Here is a 17,816-nt window from a genome sequence, read left to right on the forward strand (position 1 = left end):
GTCGGATCGTCCCCCGGACGATCCTTGAACATGCGGGGCATGTTCAACCCGATACTGACCATCTCCTGCCGGTTCAAATAGCGCCCACCGGAGATGGGCCCCTGCCTTCGCAGGGGCACATGATATTTCTCAGCCCACCGTCGTTCCGAGCAGCGACCCGATCGCGATCGTCACCGCCATGGCCATCGCACCCCAGAAGGTGACCCGGATAACCGGGCGCAGCATCGGTGCATTGCCCGCCCACGCGCCGAGCGCGCCGAGGATGGCAAGGAAGACGAGCGATGCCGCCGAGACCGTAAACGGCAACGAATCGCCGCGGTCGAGCATCACGGTCGCGAGCGGTAGCGCGGCACCGACCGCGAAGCTTGCGGCCGAGGCGCCGGCCGCCTGCACCGGCCGCGCCGCCATTTCGCGGGTGAGTCCCAGTTCGTCGCGCAAGTGGCTCTTGAGCGCATCATGTGCGGTGAGCTGTGCCGCGACCTCCTCAGCGAGCGGGCGGTCGAGTCCGCGCTGTTCGTAAATTTGCGTGAGTTCCTCGAGCTCATACTCGGGGTCCGCCGCGAGATGCCGTTTCTCCAGCTCGACATCGGCCCTTTCGGCGTCGCCCTGCGAACTCACCGACACATATTCGCCCGCCGCCATCGACATCGCGCCTGCAACGAGGCCCGCCGTGCCGGTGACGAGGATCGACGAGGGCGCAACGCCCGCCGCCGCGACGCCCGCGATCAGGCTGGCGGTCGACACGATCCCGTCGTTGGCGCCGAGGATCGCGGCGCGCAGCCAGCCGATCCGCGTGACGGCGTGGGTTTCGCGGTGCATTGGCGGCCTCCCTGTTGCGGGCGACGCGCCGTGACAGTCAGCGAGCGCGCTCCGACTTCAGCCCTGCTGCCGCGATCCCGGCGGCGGCGCAAGCGGCATCGTCCGCAGGTGCCTCGCCCGATGCGCCGATCCCGCCGAGCCGGGTGCGGCCGTCGGCGGAGAAGACGGGGATGCCGCCGGGGACGGGGACGACGTGAGGCGCATCGGCAAAACCCGGCGTGCCTTTGACCGCTTCCTCCATCCCACTCGTGGGAAAGCCCCACGCCGCGACGGCACGCGCCTTTTCAATCGAGAATTCCATGCTGCCAAACCCGTTGCCATCCATCCGCCACGCGGCGACGAGTTGCCCGCCCGTATCGACGACCGCGATTGCATGGCTCTGGCTTTTGGCGCGCGCATGCGCGGCGCAGCCCTTGACGATGGCATCGGCCTGTTCGGCGTTCAGCCCCTGCGCACTTGCGGGCGCCGCGATCAGCAGCGCCGCCATCGATAAAATCCGCATTCCCACCTCCCCAACGGGCGCGGGGTCAGTACTGCAGTTGCAGCCCCGGTCTGGCCCAACGCGTCTTCACCAGGCGGCCGGTGCCCGACAGGGTGATGTACGCATCCTGCCGGTCGGGTCCGCCGAAGGCGATGTTGGTCGTGAAAATATCGTCGGTCGCGACAAATTCGACGAGCGCCCCGTCGGGTCCGACGACCGAAATCCCGCACTCGCCGATCGTCGCGACGCAGATATTGCCGTTCGCCTCCATCGCGAGGCTGTCGAAGAATTTATAGCCCGCGGGGCGATAGAGCGGGATTCCGGGTCCGCCGGGTCCCGCACTGTCATCGACCTTGCCCGGCGCGATGATGTTGAACTGGGTCAGGCGGCAGGTGTAGGTTTCGGCGGCGTAAAGCTTGCTGCCGTCGGGCGAGATGCCGATGCCATTGGGGTTATAGCTCGGGAAGATCACTTCCTCGATGAAGCTGCCGTCGGCCTTGGCGTAAAAGATACCCACGATATCGTGGCAGCGCGCGGCATAATCGACCTTGCCATGATCGGTGAACCAGAAGCCGCCGTGGGCATCGAACATGATGTCGTTCGGGCCGCGTAAGGTGACACCATGGTCGCCCGATTTGTACAACACCTCGACCGCGCCCGTTTCGATATCGATGCGCTCGATCCGCCCGCCCGAATAATCCTCGGCGATGCCATGCGGCGTGAGATAGCCATTCGCCTCGACATAGTTGAACCCGCCGTTGTTGCAGCAATAGAGCTTGCCGTCGGGGCCGATCGCGAGGCCGTTGGGGCCGCCGCCGGGGGTCGCGATGACCTCCTTCCTGCCGCCGGGCCAGCAACGCGTGATGCGCTTCGCCTCGATCTCGACGACGATGACGCTGCCATCGTCCATCACGACCGGCGCCTCGGGAAAGCGCAATCCGTCGGCGATCAGTTCGAACTCGGCCATCCTCGTCTCCCTTGCTCTTGCACATTGGCTGTGCTTTGCGCGCATCATGCCCGTTCGCACGCTCTTCGCCACCAATTTTTACGAAGCCGATATCGGCACGCCCGACCTGCTCGAAGAGCTGGAGGAAAGCAGCCGCCTGTTCGCCGAAGAGGATGGCGCGGGCCGGCGCTGGAGCCGCGACCACGGCTATAAGGGTTACACCAGCTACGCGAGCCTCGGCGACCTGCCCGAGCGCGATCCCGCGTTCCACGACCTGAAACGCCTGCTCGACAAGGAAGTGAAAGCCTTCGCCAAGGCGTGCCACTTCGACCTCGCAAAGCCGCTGAAGCTCGACAGTATGTGGGTCAACATATTGAAACCCGGCGGTACGCACAGCGGCCACATCCACCCGCACAGCATCGTGTCGGGCACCTTCTATGTCGCCGTCCCGCCGGGATCGGGGGCGCTCAAGCTCGAGGATCCGCGCCTCGCGATGCTGATGGCCGCGCCGGGGCGCACCGACGATGCGCCCGAGCATCTGCACCCCTTCATCTATGCCGAACCCGCCGCCGGCCGCGCCTTCCTGTGGGAAAGCTGGCTGCGCCACGAAGTGATGCCGCACTCGGGCAAGGGCGAACGGATCAGCATCAGCTTTAACTATCGCTGAGACGGCCTATATCGGCGCCGTCCCCCCCATTTCCTTGAGCAAGGATCTTATATGACCGCGACCTACGACGCCGACCTTCAGCTCTTCATCAACGGTGCCTGGCGGAGCGGCGAGGGGCGCGACGAACGGCCGGTCTATAACCCCGCTACCGCGGGAACGATCGCTGAGCTGCCGGTTGCCACCGCCGCCGACCTCGACGAAGCGCTCGCCGCCGCCGAACGCGGCTGGCCGGTATGGCGCGCGAAGACCCCCGACGAGCGCGCCGCGCTGATGCACAAGGCCGCGGGCATTATCCGCGAGCGCGTCGACCATATCGCGACCTTGCTGACGCTCGAACAGGGCAAGCCGATCGCCGAGGCGCGCGGCGAGGTGCTGTCGGCCGCCGGGCTGTTCGACTATTTCGCCGAACAGGGCAAGCGCATCGAGGGCCGCGTGCTCCAGCGTCCGGCGGGCCAGCGCGCGATGGTCACCAAACATCCGGTCGGCCCGGTCGCGGGCTTCAGTCCGTGGAACTTCCCGGTCAATCTGATGGTCAAGAAGATCGCGCCGGCACTCGCCGCCGGATGCGTCGTGATCGCGAAGGCGCCCGAGGAAACTCCGGGCTGCACCAGCGCAATCATGCGCTGCATCGCCGACGCCGGCATCCCGGGCGACGTCGTCCAGCTCATCTATGGCGACCCCGACCAGATCAGCCGGCATCTGCTGGCGAGCCCGGTGATCCGCAAGGTCAGCTTCACCGGCTCGACCGCGGTCGGCAAGCATCTGATGAAGCTCGCCGCCGACGGGGTGAAGCGGATCACAATGGAACTCGGCGGCCACGCCCCGGTGCTGGTGTTCGACGATTGCGACCTCGAAGCCACGCTCGACAAGGTCGTATGGCAGAAGTTCCGCAACGCCGGACAGGTCTGCATTTCGCCGACGCGCTTCTATGTCCAGCAGGGGATCTACGACGCCTTCGTGAAGGGCTTTGCCGAGCGGACGGCAAAGGTGAAGATCGGTAGCGGCCTCGACGCCGACACGCAGATGGGCCCGCTCGCCAACGCGCGCCGCATCCCCGCATTGGAAGCGCTCGTCGCCGACGCCAAAGCGAAAGGCGCGCGCGTGATCGCGGGCGGCGAAGCGACGGGCGACGGCTATTTCTTCCAGCCGACCGCGATCGCCGATGTGCCGATCGAGGCCGATGCGATGAACCACGAACCCTTCGGCCCGATGGCGCTGATCCGTCCCTTCGGCACCGAGGACGAGGCGCTCGAACAGGCAAACCGGCTGCCCTACGGCCTCGCGTCGTTCGCCTTCACCGAGAATGGCCGCCGCATCAACCGCATCGTGGACACGATCGAAAGCGGGATGGTCGGGGTCAACAGCTTCGTCATCTCGGCGCTCGACACGCCGTTCGGCGGGATCAAGGAATCGGGCTTCGGCAGCGAGAGCGGGCCCGAGGGGCTGGACGGCTATCTCGTCACCAAGGCGGTGCATATCTACTAATGATCGTCGCCCCAGCGAAAGCTGGGGCCGCTCTCGTTCTGACAGGACGATGGAGATCCCAGCTTTCGCTGGGATGACGCTATTGATCCCGCTCCAACGCTACGAAATCGCGCGCCATCGGCGCCAGATGCGCGCCGCCGTCGACGAAGATCGTCTGCCCGGTGACGGCCTCAGCGCGCGCGAGGTAGACCACCGCGTCGGCGATCTGCGCCGGCGTCGGCAGCGCGCCGAGCGGCATAAGCTTCGCCAGCCGCTCGACCTGCGCCGCCGAATAATCCTCGGTCGCCATCGTCAGCCCCGGTGCCACGGCATTGACCCGCGCCCGGTTCCCGAACGCGACCGCCAGCGTCGCGGTCGCCTGCCACAGCGCCGATTTCGACAGGCTGTAGGCGATCTGGTCGGGCACCGGATGCGCGACGCGCTGATCGACGATATTGACGATCGCGGGGCGTTTGCCTTCGCTCGCCGCGACGAGCGCCTTCGCCAGCATTACCGGTGCATGATGATTGACCTGCATCATCTCGGTCAGCGTCGCGGCGGACAGGTCTGCCCACTCGCCCTCTGCAAACAGCGCCGCATTGTTGACGAGCAGGTCAGGCGCGTGGCCAAACTTCTCGATCACCGCCGGCAACAGCGCATCCACCGCCGCGGGATCGGCCAGATCGGCGGCGAAGCGGTGGCTCAGCGCCCCGGTCTCGGCCAGCGCCTCCGCCAGCACCGGATCGGCCTCGCCCGGACTGCGCTTGTGGATCGCCAGCGCATAGCCTTCGCGCGCGAGCCGCGCCGAAATCGCGGCGCCGACGCGGTGGAGCCCGCCCGTGACGAGAGCGAGCTTTTGCGTCATTTCCGGACCCGCCGCATCGTGATGCCGATCTCTTCGCCTTCCTCGGCGATCGCGAGCTTGACGATCTTCACCTCGACCTCTTCGACCTTGTCGTCCTGCAGGAACAAAGTGTCGATGATATGGTCGGCGACGCTTTCGATCAGCACGAAATGCACATCCTTGGGGATGCCCTCGGTCGCCGCGAATTTCAGGTGCATATAGTTTTTCGAAGCGCTGAGCGGCGTCACCGGATCATAATGATCGGCCATCGCCAGCTTCGCGCGCACCGAGATGCGCAGCGGCTGCGGCAGATGGGTTTCTTCGGAATAAATGCCGGTCAGCACCTGGACGGTCAGCCCGTCCACTTCCAGCCACAAACTATCGGTCACGCGATCATCCTGCAGGCGGGCGCGACATTCGGCTTTGCAATACCGACGCCGGACCCTAAAGCGCCGCCGCATTAGCGAAAGGGTACGCGTTGGTCGAGTTACTTCCATTGTCGAATATCGAGCCGCAGGCCGTCGAGGATCTCCTCGACGCCGCTTTCGGAACGGATCGCTTTGGACGAACCGCCTATCGCATCCGCGAAGGCGTGGATGCGGTGCCCGCGCTCAGCTTTGCGCTGGTCGAGGATGGCGCACTCGTCGGCACGATCCAGTGCTGGCCCGTCGCGCTGCGTGCGCCCGATGGCCGCGAAATCCCGCTGGTGATGGTCGGCCCGGTCGCGATTCGCCCCGACGTCCAGCGCGGCGGCCATGGCCGCGCCTTGATGGCGCAGATGCTCGATGCCGCTGAAACCGAGGCCGACGGCGCGCTGATGATGATTGGCGATCCCGAATATTATGGCCGCTTTTTCGGTTTTACGGCCGATGCGACGGGCGAATGGGATTTGCCCGGCCCATTCGAGCGCCGCCGTCTGCTTGCCCGGGCGGTGAACGGGCACGACCTGCCGACTGGCGCGGGAGTGATCGGCCCGCGCTGACCGCGCACGGGGTTGCACCCTTCGCCCGTCCCCCTATGTCGGAAACATGGTCACCCCCGCGGCATCGCTTCCCAAAGAATTCTCGCAGCTTTCGCTGACCGAGGCTGCCGAACTGCTCGCGGCGCGCAAGCTGCCGCCGGTCGAGCAATGGCATCCCGAGCGGACGGGTGACAGCTTCATGGAAATCCGCGCCGGCGGCAACTGGTATCACGAAGGCGGCCGCATCAACCGTCCCGCGATGGTCAAGCTCTTCTCGACGATCCTGCGCCGCGAAGCCGATGGCAGCCATGTCCTCGTCACACCCGCCGAGAAATTGAGCATCGTCGTCGAAGACACGCCCTTCCGTGCGGTCGAGATGAAAAGTGAAGGCGAGGGCGATGCGCGCAAGCTGGTCTTTCGCCTCGATACGGACGATCTCGTTATGGCCGGCGCGGACCACCCGCTGAAATTCGGCCGCGATCCCGACAATCCTGATCCGCGGCTGCACGTCCGCGGGGAAATCGGCAACGGGCTCGAGGCGCGGATCGACCGTGCGCTCTATTACGAGCTCGTAGACATGGCGCTCGCTGGGGGCGAAGAGCCGCCCGCGATCTGGTCGAACGGCGCGCGCTTTCCGTTGGTCGACGGCTGATGCTGTCGGAGAAATTGCGCGCCGCGCTCGACAATCTGCTGCCCGACGCGGGCGAGGACGAGGCGTATCTCGGCGCCCCGACGCTGCGCGATGCCGCGGTGCTCATCGCTTTCACCGACCGTCCCAATCCCGGCGTGATCCTGACCCAGCGCCCGCAATGGCTGCGCAGCCATGCGGGGCAGGTCGCCTTTCCGGGTGGCAAGATCGATCCGGGCGACCGCGACGCGATCGACGCGGCGCTGCGCGAGGCGGAGGAAGAAATCGGCCTCAGCCGCCGCGACGTCATGGTAGCCGGGGTGACCGAACCCTATCGTTCGGGCAGCGGCTATATCATCACCCCGGTGCTCGGCGTCATCCCGCCCGACCTCGCGCTCGACCCCAATCCCGACGAAGTCGAGGACTGGTTCGAGGTGCCGCTCGACATCCTGTTCGATCCCGACAATTATGCGCGGCAGCATGCGAATTTTCAGGGGCATGACCGCCATTATTACGACATGGATTGGCAGGGACGACGGATTTGGGGCGTGACGGCGGGAATCATCATCAATCTGGCGCGGCGGATGCCGGTGGGGTGGCACCGATGACGGCGCTGCCCGCCGCCGAATGGCTGGGCCGGCCCGGACTGCGGCGCATCGTCGCCGCGCTGGCGGCCGATGGCGGCGCGGTGAAGATCGTCGGCGGCGCGGTGCGCGATACGCTGCTCGGCCTGCCCGTCACCGACATCGACCTCGCAACCCCGCTGTTGCCGCAGGAGGTGACGCGGCGACTCGAAGCGGCCGATATCAAGGTCGTCCCAACGGGCATCGCGCACGGCACTGTCACCGCGATCGCCAGCGGCGACCATCATGAAATCACGACATTGCGCCGCGATGTCGAAACCGACGGACGCCGCGCGACCATCGCCTTCGCCGACGACTGGCGCGACGATGCCGCGCGGCGCGACTTCACGATCAACGCGCTCTACGCCGATCCCGATACCGGCGCGGTCGATGACTGGTTCGGCGGCCTTGCCGATCTGAAAGCGGGGCGCGTCGCCTTCATCGGCGACCCCGCGACGCGCATCGCCGAGGATCATCTGCGTATCCTGCGCTTCTATCGCTTCGCGGCGCGCTTCGGGCGCGGCGAACTCGACGCGGTCAGCCACGCCGCCGTGGTCACCGCGCGCCAGTCGCTCAAAAGCCTGTCGCGCGAGCGGATCGCCGACGAACTGCTCAAGATCTTGTCGCTGCCCGATCCGCGCGCGATTGTCGGGCAAATGGCCGCCGACGGGATTTTCGAGGTCTTGCTGCCCGAACGCGATGCCGGTTTCGCCGCCGCGTTCGACCGGCTGGTGGCCAATGAGCAGGCCGCGGGCGTGGCTGTCGCGCCGCTGCGCCGTCTCGCGGCGCTGTTGCCCGCCGACGCCGCCATTGCCGAACAGGTCGCGGCCCGGCTGCGTCTGTCGACGCGGCAGCGCAAACATCTCGCCGCGCTTGGCGGACGCCGCGCCGATACCGTCAGGCCGGTCCGCCAGCTGGCACATGCGATCGGTGTCGACGCCGCGCGCGACGTACATCTGCTCGCGGATGATACGGCTTCGGCAAAGGCTGCTGTCGCAGCTCTGTCGGGCTGGACGGTCCCCGAAATGCCGCTCAAGGGCGGTGACATTGTCGCGCGCGGGATTGCCGTCGGCCCCGAGGTCGCGCGCATCTTGAAAGCGGTTGAGGCCGCGTGGGTGGCCGAAGATTTTCCGGATGCAGCGCGCGTGGCGCAGCTCGTCGATCAGAAGATCGGCCGCACCAGCGACTGACGCCAATAGTCGAGCGCGTCCTTGCCATCCATCGGCCGCGCGAACAGGAAACCCTGCCCGAAATCGCATCCGAGCGCCGACAGCAGCCGCGCCTGATCGGCGGTCTCGACGCCTTCGGCCGTCGTGCGCATGCCCAGCACTTCCGCCAGGCTTTGGATCGTACGGACGATCGCCACCTTGTCGCGGTCGTCGACCATATGTTCGACAAAGCTGCGGTCGATCTTGAGCACGTCGATCGGCAAGCGCTGGAGATAGGCGAGGTTCGAATAGCCGGTGCCGAAATCGTCCATCGCGACGCGCGCGTCGAGCGCCTTCAGCTCGCTGAGCACCGACAGCGCCAGGTCGGGATCGCCGATGATCGCGCTTTCGGTGAGTTCGATCATCAGCCGTTCGCCGCCGATCTTCTGGCTTTCGAGCGCCTGGCGAACCACCCCGGCGACATCGTCGCGCACCAGCTGGATCGCCGAGACATTGACCGAGAAATAGCAGTCGACGATTCCGCCGCCATTCTGCTTGTCCCAGTCCGCGAGCACCGCGGCGGCCTTGCCGATCGCCCATTGGCCGAGCGGGACGATCAGCCCCGAATCCTCGGCAATCGGAATGAACTCGGTCGGCGAAACCGAATGGCCGTTGCTAGTGTCCCAGCGCGCCAGCGCCTCGAACCCGGCGACGCGGCCGCTCGCCAGTTCGATCAGCGGCTGGAAGGCGAGGTGGAGCCGGTCTTCCTCGATCGCGTTGCGCAGCTCGGTTTCCATCCCGAACCGGTTGTCCGAGAGCATCGCCGCTTCGGGTTCATAGATTTCGATGCGGTCGGTTTGCTTCGCGCGTTTGAGCGCGATCTGGGCGTGCCGGATCTGATCGGCGACATCGGTGTCAGCTGCCGGCTGGATCGCGCAGCCGAGCGCGCAGTCGACGCTGACCTTCAATTCGCCGATGCGGAAGGGGTGATCGAAACAGCCGCGGATGCGCCGCGCCATTTCGCGCACGTCGGCGCGGCCGCCCACGACGCGCGTCGATATGGCGAATTCGTCGCCGCCGGTGCGCGCCAATATGTCGCCGCTGCGCAGGCTCGATTTCAGCCGCCGCGCGACGGTGATGATCAGCTCGTCGCCCGCCATCGGGCCGATATGTTCGTTGATACGGCTGAACCGTGCGAGGTCGAGCAGCAGGATCGCATGGTCCGCGGCGCCCACGTCGGTGATCGCGCGCTGTTCGACCAGTTCCTCGAACCCGGCGCGGTTGGGAAGGCCGGTCAGGCTGTCCGAAACGAGCTCGCGGCGCAGGTTGCGCTCGGTCATCATTTCCTGCGTCCGGTCGATCAGCGTCAGCAGGAACAGCCCGTCGTCGCCCGATTCGGTGGGCAGCGGGCCGATCGATCCGCGCAGATCGCGCGCGGCCGGGCCCTCGCCCAACTGGCACGAAAATTCCTGTGATTCTTCGGGAAATTGCGACGCCCGTTCGATCGCGCGCAGCATTTCGATCGGCGCCTCGACGCCCGCGGGCGACAGGCTCAACCGGTCGAACGCCGCATTGCTTGCATGGAGCCGGAAATTGCCGCGTGCCATCGGTCTGATCAGCGCGGCCGGAACGGGCAACGCGTCGATCCAGCCGACGAACAATAAGGGCCGGTCTTCACCGGTTCTATCGATAGGCATAACAGAGGGTTTTGTGCGACCTTTCCCCATTGCCCAATGCCTAGGTCACGGGAAGTAAAGAAGGGATTTACGGCTACAACGAAATACGCTCAGCCGAAGCGATTGTTCCTCGGAAAACCGGTCGGAGGCATCCGTCCGGCGGCGCCGCGCGCGACGCGCCAGGGGGCAAGGTCGGTTTCGGTGCGCGTGCGGCCGGTATCGCCGCCCATCGCCCAGCTCAATCCGTCGGCAAAGGCAAAGCTGACCGCGTCGGACAGGCCGCCGTCGCGGTAGCGTTGCAGCATCACGCCCTGGCCGCGCGCCATCACCGGCACCTCGGCGAGCGGGAAGACGACGAGCTTGCGGTTCTCGCCGACCACCGCGACGCTGTCGTCGCTCGCCAGAACCGGGCGGACGATAGCGAGCGCGGCCTTGGGTTTCAGGTTGACGACATTGCGGCCCTTGCGCGTTTCGGCGACCACCTCGGCCATTTGCGCGACGAAGCCGTGCCCGCTTGTCGAGGCGAGCAGCAGCCGGCCGTCGGCGCTCGCCGGGATCATCGCGACGATCCGCGCCTCGGGGTCGATATCGACCATCAGCCGCAGCGGCTCGCCAAACCCGCGCCCGCCGGGCAGCTTGTCGGCGCCGACGGTGAAGAAACGCCCGTCGCTCGCCGCGATCAGCAGCTTGTCGGTCGTCTGCGCGTGCGCGGCGAACAGCAGCTCGTCGCCTTCCTTGAACTTGAACTCGCCCCATTGGTCGGCGGCGACATGGCCGCGCTGCGCGCGAATCCAGCCGCGTTTCGACAGGATCACCGTCACCGGCTCCTTCTCGATCATCGCGTCCAAAGGAATGTCGCGCGCCGGGGCGGCCTCGGCGATCGTCGTGCGGCGCGCGCCGAGCAAGGTTTCGAGCCCATAGACGTCGCGCAGTTTTTCGAGATCCTTGCGCAGCCGCGTCTTCTGCCGCGCCGGGCTTTCGATCAGCTTGGCGAGTTCCTCGCGCTCGGCGGTGAGGTCGGCCTGCTCGCGCTTCAGCTCCATTTCCTCGAGCCGGCGGAGGCTCCGCAGCCGCATGTTGAGGATCGCCTCGGCCTGTCGGTCGGTCAGGATGAATTCGGCGATCATCACGGGCTTCGGCTCATCCTCGGTGCGGATGATCTCGATGATCCGGTCGAGGTTGAGGAAGGCAATGATATAGCCCGCGACCAGCTCCAGCCGGTCGTCGATCTTCGCGATGCGGTGCTGCGCGCGGCGGACGAGCACGACGATCTGGTGCTGCAGCCATTCGGTGAGCAGCTGGTGCAGCCCCATCACCTTCGGCGTGCGCGTCGCGTCGAGGACGTTGAGGTTGAGCGCGAAACGGTTTTCGAGGTCGGTCAGCCGGAACAGGCTTTCCTTCAGGATCTCGGGGTCGACATTGCGGCTCTTGGGTTCGAGCACGATGCGCAAATCCTCGGCGCTTTCGTCGCGAACATCCTCGAGGATCGGCAATTTCTTGTCGGCGATCAGCTGCGCGATCTGCTCGATCAGCTTGCCCTTGGCGACACCGTACGGAATTTCGCTGATGACCAGCTGCCAGGTGCCGCCCGATTGTTTCTCGATCCCGCTCTCTTCCCAGCTGCCGTCGTCCAGCTTGCCGGTCGAAAAACGCGCGCGGACGCGGAAACCGCCGCGCCCGGTCTCATAGGCGTGGGCGATCGTCTCGGGGCTGTCGACGACGATGCCACCGGTCGGGAAATCGGGTCCTTTGACATGCTCGAGCAGTTCGCTGAGCTCGGCGCGCGGGTTCTCGATCAGCACCAGCGCCGCGCCGATGACTTCGGCGGCGTTGTGCGGCGGGATGTTCGTCGCCATGCCGACCGCGATCCCGCTCGCGCCATTGGCGAGCAGGTTCGGGAAGAGGCCGGGCATGATCTCGGGCTCTTCGTCCTCGCCATTGTACGTCGGCTTGAAATCGACGGTGCCCTCGTCGAGCCCCTGCATCAGGTCGATCGCGACGCGCGTCAGCCGCGCCTCGGTGTAGCGGTACGCCGCGGCATTATCGCCGTCGATGTTACCGAAATTGCCCTGACCGTCGACGAGCGGATAGCGGAGCGAGAAATCCTGCGCGAGGCGGACCATCGCGTCGTACACCGCGGTGTCGCCGTGCGGATGGAATTTGCCGATGACGTCGCCGACGACGCGCGCCGATTTCTTGTAGCCCTGCGACGGGTCGAGCCGCATCGCGCGCATCGCCCACAGCAGGCGGCGGTGGACGGGCTTTAGTCCGTCGCGGAGATCGGGAAGCGAGCGCGCGGTGATCGTCGACAACGCGTAGACGAGATAGCGTTCGGACAGCGCGCTGTCGAACGGGGTATCGGTCATGCCGGGGACGGGATCGTTGCTGTCGGGATCGTCGGTGGTGGTCGCCATTGTCCGGAGCCGATAGCAAGGCTGGCGCGCCAAGGCAAAGGGGGAAGCAAGTTAGTAGAGGTTGTCCTTGTAATCCTTGTCGAGCCCCTTCTGCATAAAGCCGGGGATCGACACGACCGCGCTGGCGATCCGCGCGCCAATGCCCTTGCTCTTGTTCAGCCGCAGATGCTCGGCGAACATCTTGGCGGGGCTGATATCGGCGGGGGCGGCCGCGGCGGGCCACAGTGCGGCGCGGCGCAGCGCGGCGCTGGGCGCAACGCGGATCGCGAGATCGTCGACGCGCGCGGCGAGCAACGGCCGCTTGTCACCGACGGTGAAGGGCGCACGCGCGGCTTCGGCGCTCGTCAGCGCCGCCGATCCGGTGAAGGTCGCGACCGAGCAGGCGCCGGGGATCAGCAGCGCCGCGGCGATCCGCGGCTGCGCGATGATGTTGCGGAAACTGTCGGTGCGGCGGTTGCCGGGACGGTCGGGGAACCAGAGCGCGTCGCCGTCGGTGCGGACCATCAGCCCCGCCGGATCGCCCTTGGGACTAAGGTCGGCGCCGCCCTTCGGGTCGATCGTCGCGAGCGCCATGAAACGGCTCGCCGCGACGAACGCATCGGCATCGGCCGATGCGCCTTCATCGGGCGCGGCCTTCCAGAACTCCGAGCGGATCAGCGCCTTGGCGCAATGGACATAACATTCCTCGACCGCGATCCGCGCAACGCCGTCGGCGCTCTCAACGCGGCCGTTGACGCGCAATGTCTCGCCGATCCCGGGAAGCAGGAACAGCGAACCGAAACCCGCGCCGGGGCGGAGCAGGGCGGGATCGTCGAAAAGATCGAGCGGGATCGAAAGCATTGCCGCGTCGCCGCGCGCGAACCCGCGCGAGCCGCCGGCGAGCGTGATGCCGATGCCGGCGTCGCCCCCGGTGCCCGCGAACATCAGCGGCGAGGCGGCGAGCCAGCGCAGCGCGGTGGCGTCGAGATGGTCGATCACTTTCAGGTCGATCGCGGGCGGCGCCTCGCCCACCACGGCTTCGAGTGCAGCGATGCTGTCGATAGCGGTCACGGCGTCTCCTTCGCTCAGGGTCCGCATCATGGCGTTGTTGCGATTTATTCGCAATAAGTTTCGCCGCCGCGCTTTTGTTCGCAAGGACTTGAGCTTGTGCCAAGCGCCACTAGGTTGGATGCCTGATTGGGAAAGGGATGGGATATTGACCGAAAGCCGCGAGGGCACACGTCGCAAGAGCATCTGGTCGCGCGCAAGCGAGATGGCCGCCGAGGCGCCGCCCGAGCGCAACCGCTACGTCGATTTCCTCCGCGCGCTGTCGATCCTCGCGGTTGTCGTCGGTCACTGGCTTGTCGCCGCGCCCTATATGAAGGACGGCGCGGTCGAGGGCGGGCATTTGCTCGGCATATTGCCTTGGACGCATTGGCTGACCTGGGGATTCCAGGTGATGCCGCTCTTCTTCCTCGTCGGCGGTTTCTCGAACGGCATGTCGTGGGCGGCGACGCTGCGCAAGGGCGGCAGCTATGAAAGCTGGTACAGCGGGCGGCTGCAACGGCTGATCAACCCGGTATTGCCTTTGTTCCTGATCTGGACGCTCGTCGCGATGTTCGGGACGCTCGCGGGGGTCGAGCGCGGCATCGTCGCGATGGCGGCGCAGCTCGCGCTGATCCCCGTGTGGTTCCTGTCGGTTTACCTGATGGTCGCGGCGGTCGTGCCGCTGACGTGGAAGGCATGGAAGCGCTGGGGTTTCGCCTCCTTCTGGGCGCTCGTCGCGGGCGCGGTGGCGATCGATATCGCGGCGCTGCGCTTCGATGTGCCTTATGTGAATTTCCTCAACTTCGCCTTCGTCTGGCTCGCGATCCACCAGCTCGGCTTTGCGTGGAGCGAGGGGCGGCTGGCGCCGGGCAGGGCCTTGCTGTGGGGCGTGGGCGGGCTGGCCGCGCTCGCGCTGCTTGTGGGCTTCGGACCCTATCCGGTCGCGATGATCGGCGTCCCGGGAAGCGGCCTCAGCAACTCGATGCCGCCGACGCTCGCGCTGCTGGCGCTCGGCATCGCGCAGGCGGGCTTCGCGCTGGCGCTCGAACCCGCGGGGCGACGGATGCTCGATAACCTCCGCATCTGGACCGGGGTCGTGCTCGTCAACGGCATGATCATGACGATCTACCTCTGGCACCTCACCGCCTTCGTGCTCGTGATGATCGCCGCGTGGCTGCTCGGCGGGATCGGGCTCGATGTGGCGCCGGGTAGCGCATCATGGTGGCTCGCGCGCCCGGTCTGGTTCATCCTTTACATCGCGGCGCTCTTCCCGCTGATCATGCTCTTCGCGCGCTACGAACGCGCGAGCAAGGACAGCGGCGAGGTGCCGCACTGGCGCCTGATCACCGGGCTGCTCCTCATCTGCGCCGGGCTCGGCGCCACCGCGGCGATCAGCATCGCGAGCCCGCTCGGCGTGACGGGCGTGCGCCTCTGGCTCGTCGCATTGCCCTTCGTCGGTGCGGCGATTGCGCAGTTCGGACCGGTCCATCGGTTGACGAAGTCGCAGGCTTGAAGCGCCTCGGCTTTGGGGTGGGGGGCTGACGTTGCCTGCCGGACCATTATGTGTTCTCTGCATCTAATGGACAGCCTACCCACAGACGAAAAATCCCTGAGCAATTTCCTTGCTGCATATGAGATCAAATTTGATGAGGTTCCATCGAACCTGCTTCATGACCTTTGCTCGGGAGACCTTTCATATGGGACTATCTGGGCTTGGTGCCAGCTTGGAGAGCTATTTGGTCGTTCGCGTCGAGCAACGCCTATCCTCTGTTCGCTTTTGAACAGCGAAGCCCATGAGGGGCACGAAGAATTAGCGAACACTCTTCAAAATCTACGAGATCCAAGGAGCGTCGACTGCTTATTTTATTGTGTCCAGCGCAGGCTGCCATATCTCGATTACGACGACAGTTCAGCCCTCGCCCGCAGATGTATTTGGGCGTTGCACGACATCGGCACGAAAGAGGCTGTCGCCAAGCTTGAAGCCCTAGCCAACGACCCGCGACGAGAAGTGTCGGAAGAGGTGACGGTTAGATTGCGGTCCGTTCAAGAAAGGCATGGCGCCGCTCGGCCCTATCGGCAGGCGCGAGATGCCGCCTTGGGGACACTTTAGCGAGTGTCAGAAATCGGTCGAAAGCCGACCCCCGGGCGCGCGATGGCCCATGTCCCAAAAGAAAACCGGCGCGGATCGCTCCGCGCCGGGTTCCCTCGGTAAATCTTGCGAGCTGCTACGCGTCAGGCGACGCGGCGCACCTCATTGCCCTCGTCGTCGATGTCGCGAAGGACATAACCGCGGCCCCAGACCGTCTCGATATAATTTTCGCCGTGGCAGGCGAGCGCGAGTTTCTTGCGCAGCTTGCAGATGAAGACGTCGATGATCTTCAGTTCGGGCTCGTCCATGCCGCCATAGAGGTGGTTCAGGAACATTTCCTTGGTGAGCGTCGTGCCCTTGCGGAGCGAGAGCAGCTCGAGCATCTGATATTCCTTGCCGGTCAGATGCACGCGCGTGGTGTCGACCTCGACCGTCTTGGTGTCGAGATTGACCGCCAGCTTGCCCGTCTTGATGACGCTCTGGCTGTGACCCTTCGACCGGCGGACGACCGCATGGATGCGCGCGACCAGCTCGTCGCGGTGGAACGGCTTGGTGACATAATCGTCGGCGCCAAAGCCGAACGAGCGCACCTTCGAATCCATTTCCGAAATGCCCGACAGGATCAGCACCGGCGTCTGCACCTTGGCGGTGCGAAGCTTTTTCAGCACGTCGTAACCGTGCATGTCGGGCAGGTTCAGGTCGAGCAGGATGATGTCGTAATCATAGAGCTTACCCAGGTCCAAGCCTTCCTCACCGAGATCGGTGGTATAGACATTAAAGCCCTCGGTCGTGAGCATCGTATCGATCGCTTTCGCGGTCGTCGGCTCGTCCTCGATCAGCAGTACGCGCATTGGGCACCCCTTTTTCCCACGATAATCCCGCGAACCGATCGCATGACCATCAAGGATGTCACCGACCAACCCCCGTTGCAGGACTGCCGGAACATTAACCACGAAACTAATGAAGGGAAAAGGTTAATTTTGATTTAACCCGCAGAAGTCCACGAGTCGCGGCCATTTTGCAACAGTCGCTCAGCCCGTTTTTCCTTCATGGTGAAGCGCGATATATTGATCGTGCGCGCCAGTGCACGACATCTTCAGCGTGTCGACCAGATGGTCGGACAGCGCGCGCACGCGTGCCGGGCGCAGCCGCGACGGCGGCGACAAGAGGTGCAGGTGCGACTGCGGCAACGACCAGTCGGTCAGGATCGGAACCACCGCGCCCGACGCCAGCGCCTCGGCTGCGATGAAATCGGGCAGCGAGGCGATCCCGACCCCCGCGACGACCAGCGGCACCGCGACATCGCCATTGTTCGCGAACAGCGGGCCGGTCGGCAGCACGGTCGCCTCCTCGCCCTTGCGGTGGAAATGCAGCGGCATCGCGCGCTGCCGGTGGCCGTAACCGATCAGCCGGTGGCCCGCGAGGTCGAGCGGATGTTTCGGGGTGCCATGCTTCGCCAGATAGGCGGGGCTGGCGATCACCGATGCCGCGACGGGCGCGATCGTCCGCGCGAGCAGGCTCGAATCCGCGAGCGGCGAAATGCGCAGCGTCAGGTCGATGCCTTCGGCGACGGGATCGTTGCGCGCGTCGCTCAGCAGCACCTCGACTTCGACCGCGGGGTGCCGCTCGAGAAAGACCGCGAGCGGCGGGCCGAGCACCTTGATCCCGAAGCTCATCGGCGCCGCCAGCCTGATCGGCCCCGCCAGGTCGACGCGGTCGCCGCGCGCCGCTTCGGTGGCCGCGGTTGCCGCCGCGACCATCGCGCGCGCCTCGTCGAGCAGGCCCGCGCCCGCGGTCGACACCGCGACGACGCGCGAGCTGCGGTGGAGCAGGGTGATGCCCAGCGACGCCTCGAGCCGCGTCACCGCCTTCGACACGCTCGCCTTCGACAGCCCCAGCGATGCCGCCGCGGCGGTAAAGCTGCCGCCATCGGCGACGGCGACGAAACAGGCCCAGCCTTCATAGTCGGGAAGTGCCACGCAATAGCTCCTGAATGGAAACGATGGTTTTCCATCTATGCTATTTTCGAA

The 17,816-nt window shown here is 65.8% G+C and carries 17 protein-coding genes; 7 read left to right on the top strand and 10 right to left on the bottom strand.

Translation table 11 applies throughout. The annotated features are described in order from the left end of the window. Window positions 1–129: 129 nt before the first annotated feature. Genes V8J55_RS08975 through V8J55_RS08985 form a run of 3 tightly spaced genes read right to left on the bottom strand, consistent with a single transcriptional unit; the run spans window position 130 to window position 2,267 of the window. Entirely contained in the window at window positions 130–819 is a 690-nt protein-coding gene (locus V8J55_RS08975; RefSeq protein WP_336445279.1) for a VIT1/CCC1 transporter family protein, read from the bottom strand. Window positions 820–856: 37 nt separating this feature from the next. Next, window positions 857–1,321 carry a GlcG/HbpS family heme-binding protein gene (locus V8J55_RS08980; protein ID WP_336445280.1) on the bottom strand — a complete coding sequence of 155 codons (465 nt, stop codon included), beginning with the start codon at window positions 1,319–1,321 and terminating at the stop codon, window positions 857–859. 25 nt (window positions 1,322–1,346) lie between these two features. Then, window positions 1,347–2,267: an SMP-30/gluconolactonase/LRE family protein gene (locus V8J55_RS08985; RefSeq protein WP_336445281.1), complete on the bottom strand. Its 921-nt coding sequence runs from the start codon at window positions 2,265–2,267 to the stop codon at window positions 1,347–1,349. Between the two features lie 46 nt (window positions 2,268–2,313). Here V8J55_RS08985 and V8J55_RS08990 point away from each other — a divergent pair, with 46 nt between their 5' ends. Continuing rightward, the gene (locus V8J55_RS08990) at window positions 2,314–2,913 is read left to right on the top strand and encodes a TIGR02466 family protein (RefSeq protein WP_336445282.1); all 600 of its coding nucleotides are present in this window, start codon (window positions 2,314–2,316) and stop codon (window positions 2,911–2,913) included. A 51-nt stretch (window positions 2,914–2,964) separates the two neighbouring features. Further along, a complete protein-coding gene (locus V8J55_RS08995; RefSeq protein WP_336445283.1) occupies window positions 2,965–4,398 on the top strand; it encodes an NAD-dependent succinate-semialdehyde dehydrogenase in 1,434 nt (477 codons plus the stop codon). A gap of 79 nt (window positions 4,399–4,477) precedes the next feature. On the opposite strand, the gene V8J55_RS09000 is transcribed toward V8J55_RS08995, so the two are convergent. Together V8J55_RS09000 and V8J55_RS09005 are read right to left on the bottom strand one after the other, a co-directional pair. After that, a complete protein-coding gene (locus V8J55_RS09000; protein ID WP_336445284.1) occupies window positions 4,478–5,242 on the bottom strand; it encodes an SDR family oxidoreductase in 765 nt (254 codons plus the stop codon). After that, window positions 5,239–5,610 carry a dihydroneopterin aldolase gene (locus tag V8J55_RS09005; protein ID WP_336445285.1) on the bottom strand — a complete coding sequence of 124 codons (372 nt, stop codon included), beginning with the start codon at window positions 5,608–5,610 and terminating at the stop codon, window positions 5,239–5,241. Before V8J55_RS09005 ends, V8J55_RS09000 begins: the two co-directional genes overlap by 4 nt. Window positions 5,611–5,699: 89 nt before the next feature. Between V8J55_RS09005 and V8J55_RS09010 the strand changes: the two genes are divergently transcribed. From V8J55_RS09010 to V8J55_RS09025, 4 genes are read left to right on the top strand one after another with little or no spacing between them, the layout of a single operon-like run. After that, window positions 5,700–6,203 carry a GNAT family N-acetyltransferase gene (locus V8J55_RS09010; RefSeq protein WP_336445286.1) on the top strand — a complete coding sequence of 168 codons (504 nt, stop codon included), beginning with the start codon at window positions 5,700–5,702 and terminating at the stop codon, window positions 6,201–6,203. A 46-nt stretch (window positions 6,204–6,249) separates the two neighbouring features. Next, window positions 6,250–6,834 (top strand): DUF1285 domain-containing protein, encoded by a 585-nt coding sequence (locus V8J55_RS09015; protein WP_336445287.1) that lies wholly within the window; start codon window positions 6,250–6,252, stop codon window positions 6,832–6,834. Continuing rightward, complete coding sequence (locus V8J55_RS09020) at window positions 6,834–7,418, top strand: CoA pyrophosphatase (RefSeq protein ID WP_336445288.1); 585 nt, start codon at window positions 6,834–6,836, stop codon at window positions 7,416–7,418. Before V8J55_RS09015 ends, V8J55_RS09020 begins: the two co-directional genes overlap by 1 nt. Further along, complete coding sequence (locus V8J55_RS09025) at window positions 7,415–8,623, top strand: CCA tRNA nucleotidyltransferase (RefSeq protein WP_336445289.1); 1,209 nt, start codon at window positions 7,415–7,417, stop codon at window positions 8,621–8,623. Before V8J55_RS09020 ends, V8J55_RS09025 begins: the two co-directional genes overlap by 4 nt. Here the strand turns inward: V8J55_RS09025 and V8J55_RS09030 are convergent. From V8J55_RS09030 to V8J55_RS09040, 3 genes are all read right to left on the bottom strand, one after another. After that, window positions 8,596–10,278, bottom strand: coding sequence for a putative bifunctional diguanylate cyclase/phosphodiesterase (locus tag V8J55_RS09030; protein ID WP_336445290.1), 1,683 nt, complete (start codon window positions 10,276–10,278; stop codon window positions 8,596–8,598). The genes V8J55_RS09025 and V8J55_RS09030 overlap by 28 nt on opposite strands. A gap of 89 nt (window positions 10,279–10,367) precedes the next feature. Then, window positions 10,368–12,671 carry a DNA topoisomerase IV subunit A gene (gene parC, locus V8J55_RS09035; RefSeq protein WP_336445291.1) on the bottom strand — a complete coding sequence of 768 codons (2,304 nt, stop codon included), beginning with the start codon at window positions 12,669–12,671 and terminating at the stop codon, window positions 10,368–10,370. Window positions 12,672–12,722: 51 nt separating this feature from the next. Continuing rightward, window positions 12,723–13,721, bottom strand: a complete 999-nt coding sequence (locus tag V8J55_RS09040; protein WP_336445292.1) for a pyridoxamine 5'-phosphate oxidase family protein — start codon at window positions 13,719–13,721, stop codon at window positions 12,723–12,725. Between the two features lie 145 nt (window positions 13,722–13,866). On the opposite strand from V8J55_RS09040, the gene V8J55_RS09045 reads away from it, so the two are divergent. Further along, window positions 13,867–15,210, top strand: a complete 1,344-nt coding sequence (locus tag V8J55_RS09045; protein WP_336445293.1) for an acyltransferase family protein — start codon at window positions 13,867–13,869, stop codon at window positions 15,208–15,210. Between the two features lie 719 nt (window positions 15,211–15,929). Here the strand turns inward: V8J55_RS09045 and ctrA are convergent. Beyond that, complete coding sequence (gene ctrA / locus V8J55_RS09050; RefSeq protein ID WP_037513859.1) at window positions 15,930–16,637, bottom strand: response regulator transcription factor CtrA; 708 nt, start codon at window positions 16,635–16,637, stop codon at window positions 15,930–15,932. A 180-nt stretch (window positions 16,638–16,817) separates the two neighbouring features. After that, on the bottom strand, window positions 16,818–17,765 hold the full coding sequence (locus tag V8J55_RS09055) for a LysR family transcriptional regulator (protein WP_336445294.1): 948 nt from the start codon (window positions 17,763–17,765) through the stop codon (window positions 16,818–16,820). Window positions 17,766–17,816: the final 51 nt, after the last annotated feature.

The organism is Sphingopyxis sp. CCNWLW2 (assembly GCF_037095755.1).
GTDB lineage: Bacteria > Pseudomonadota > Alphaproteobacteria > Sphingomonadales > Sphingomonadaceae > Sphingopyxis.

Coding starts and splice junctions, on each gene's coding strand:
- V8J55_RS08975 (WP_336445279.1), bottom strand. CDS start 819: ATGCACCGCGAAACCCACGCCGTCACGCGGATCGGCTGGCTGCGCGCC.
- V8J55_RS08980 (WP_336445280.1), bottom strand. CDS start 1,321: ATGCGGATTTTATCGATGGCGGCGCTGCTGATCGCGGCGCCCGCAAGT.
- V8J55_RS08985 (WP_336445281.1), bottom strand. CDS start 2,267: ATGGCCGAGTTCGAACTGATCGCCGACGGATTGCGCTTTCCCGAGGCG.
- V8J55_RS08990 (WP_336445282.1), top strand. CDS start 2,314: ATGCCCGTTCGCACGCTCTTCGCCACCAATTTTTACGAAGCCGATATC.
- V8J55_RS08995 (WP_336445283.1), top strand. CDS start 2,965: ATGACCGCGACCTACGACGCCGACCTTCAGCTCTTCATCAACGGTGCC.
- V8J55_RS09000 (WP_336445284.1), bottom strand. CDS start 5,242: ATGACGCAAAAGCTCGCTCTCGTCACGGGCGGGCTCCACCGCGTCGGC.
- V8J55_RS09015 (WP_336445287.1), top strand. CDS start 6,250: ATGGTCACCCCCGCGGCATCGCTTCCCAAAGAATTCTCGCAGCTTTCG.
- V8J55_RS09020 (WP_336445288.1), top strand. CDS start 6,834: ATGCTGTCGGAGAAATTGCGCGCCGCGCTCGACAATCTGCTGCCCGAC.
- V8J55_RS09025 (WP_336445289.1), top strand. CDS start 7,415: ATGACGGCGCTGCCCGCCGCCGAATGGCTGGGCCGGCCCGGACTGCGG.
- V8J55_RS09030 (WP_336445290.1), bottom strand. CDS start 10,278: ATGCCTATCGATAGAACCGGTGAAGACCGGCCCTTATTGTTCGTCGGC.
- parC (WP_336445291.1), bottom strand. CDS start 12,671: ATGGCGACCACCACCGACGATCCCGACAGCAACGATCCCGTCCCCGGC.
- ctrA (WP_037513859.1), bottom strand. CDS start 16,637: ATGCGCGTACTGCTGATCGAGGACGAGCCGACGACCGCGAAAGCGATC.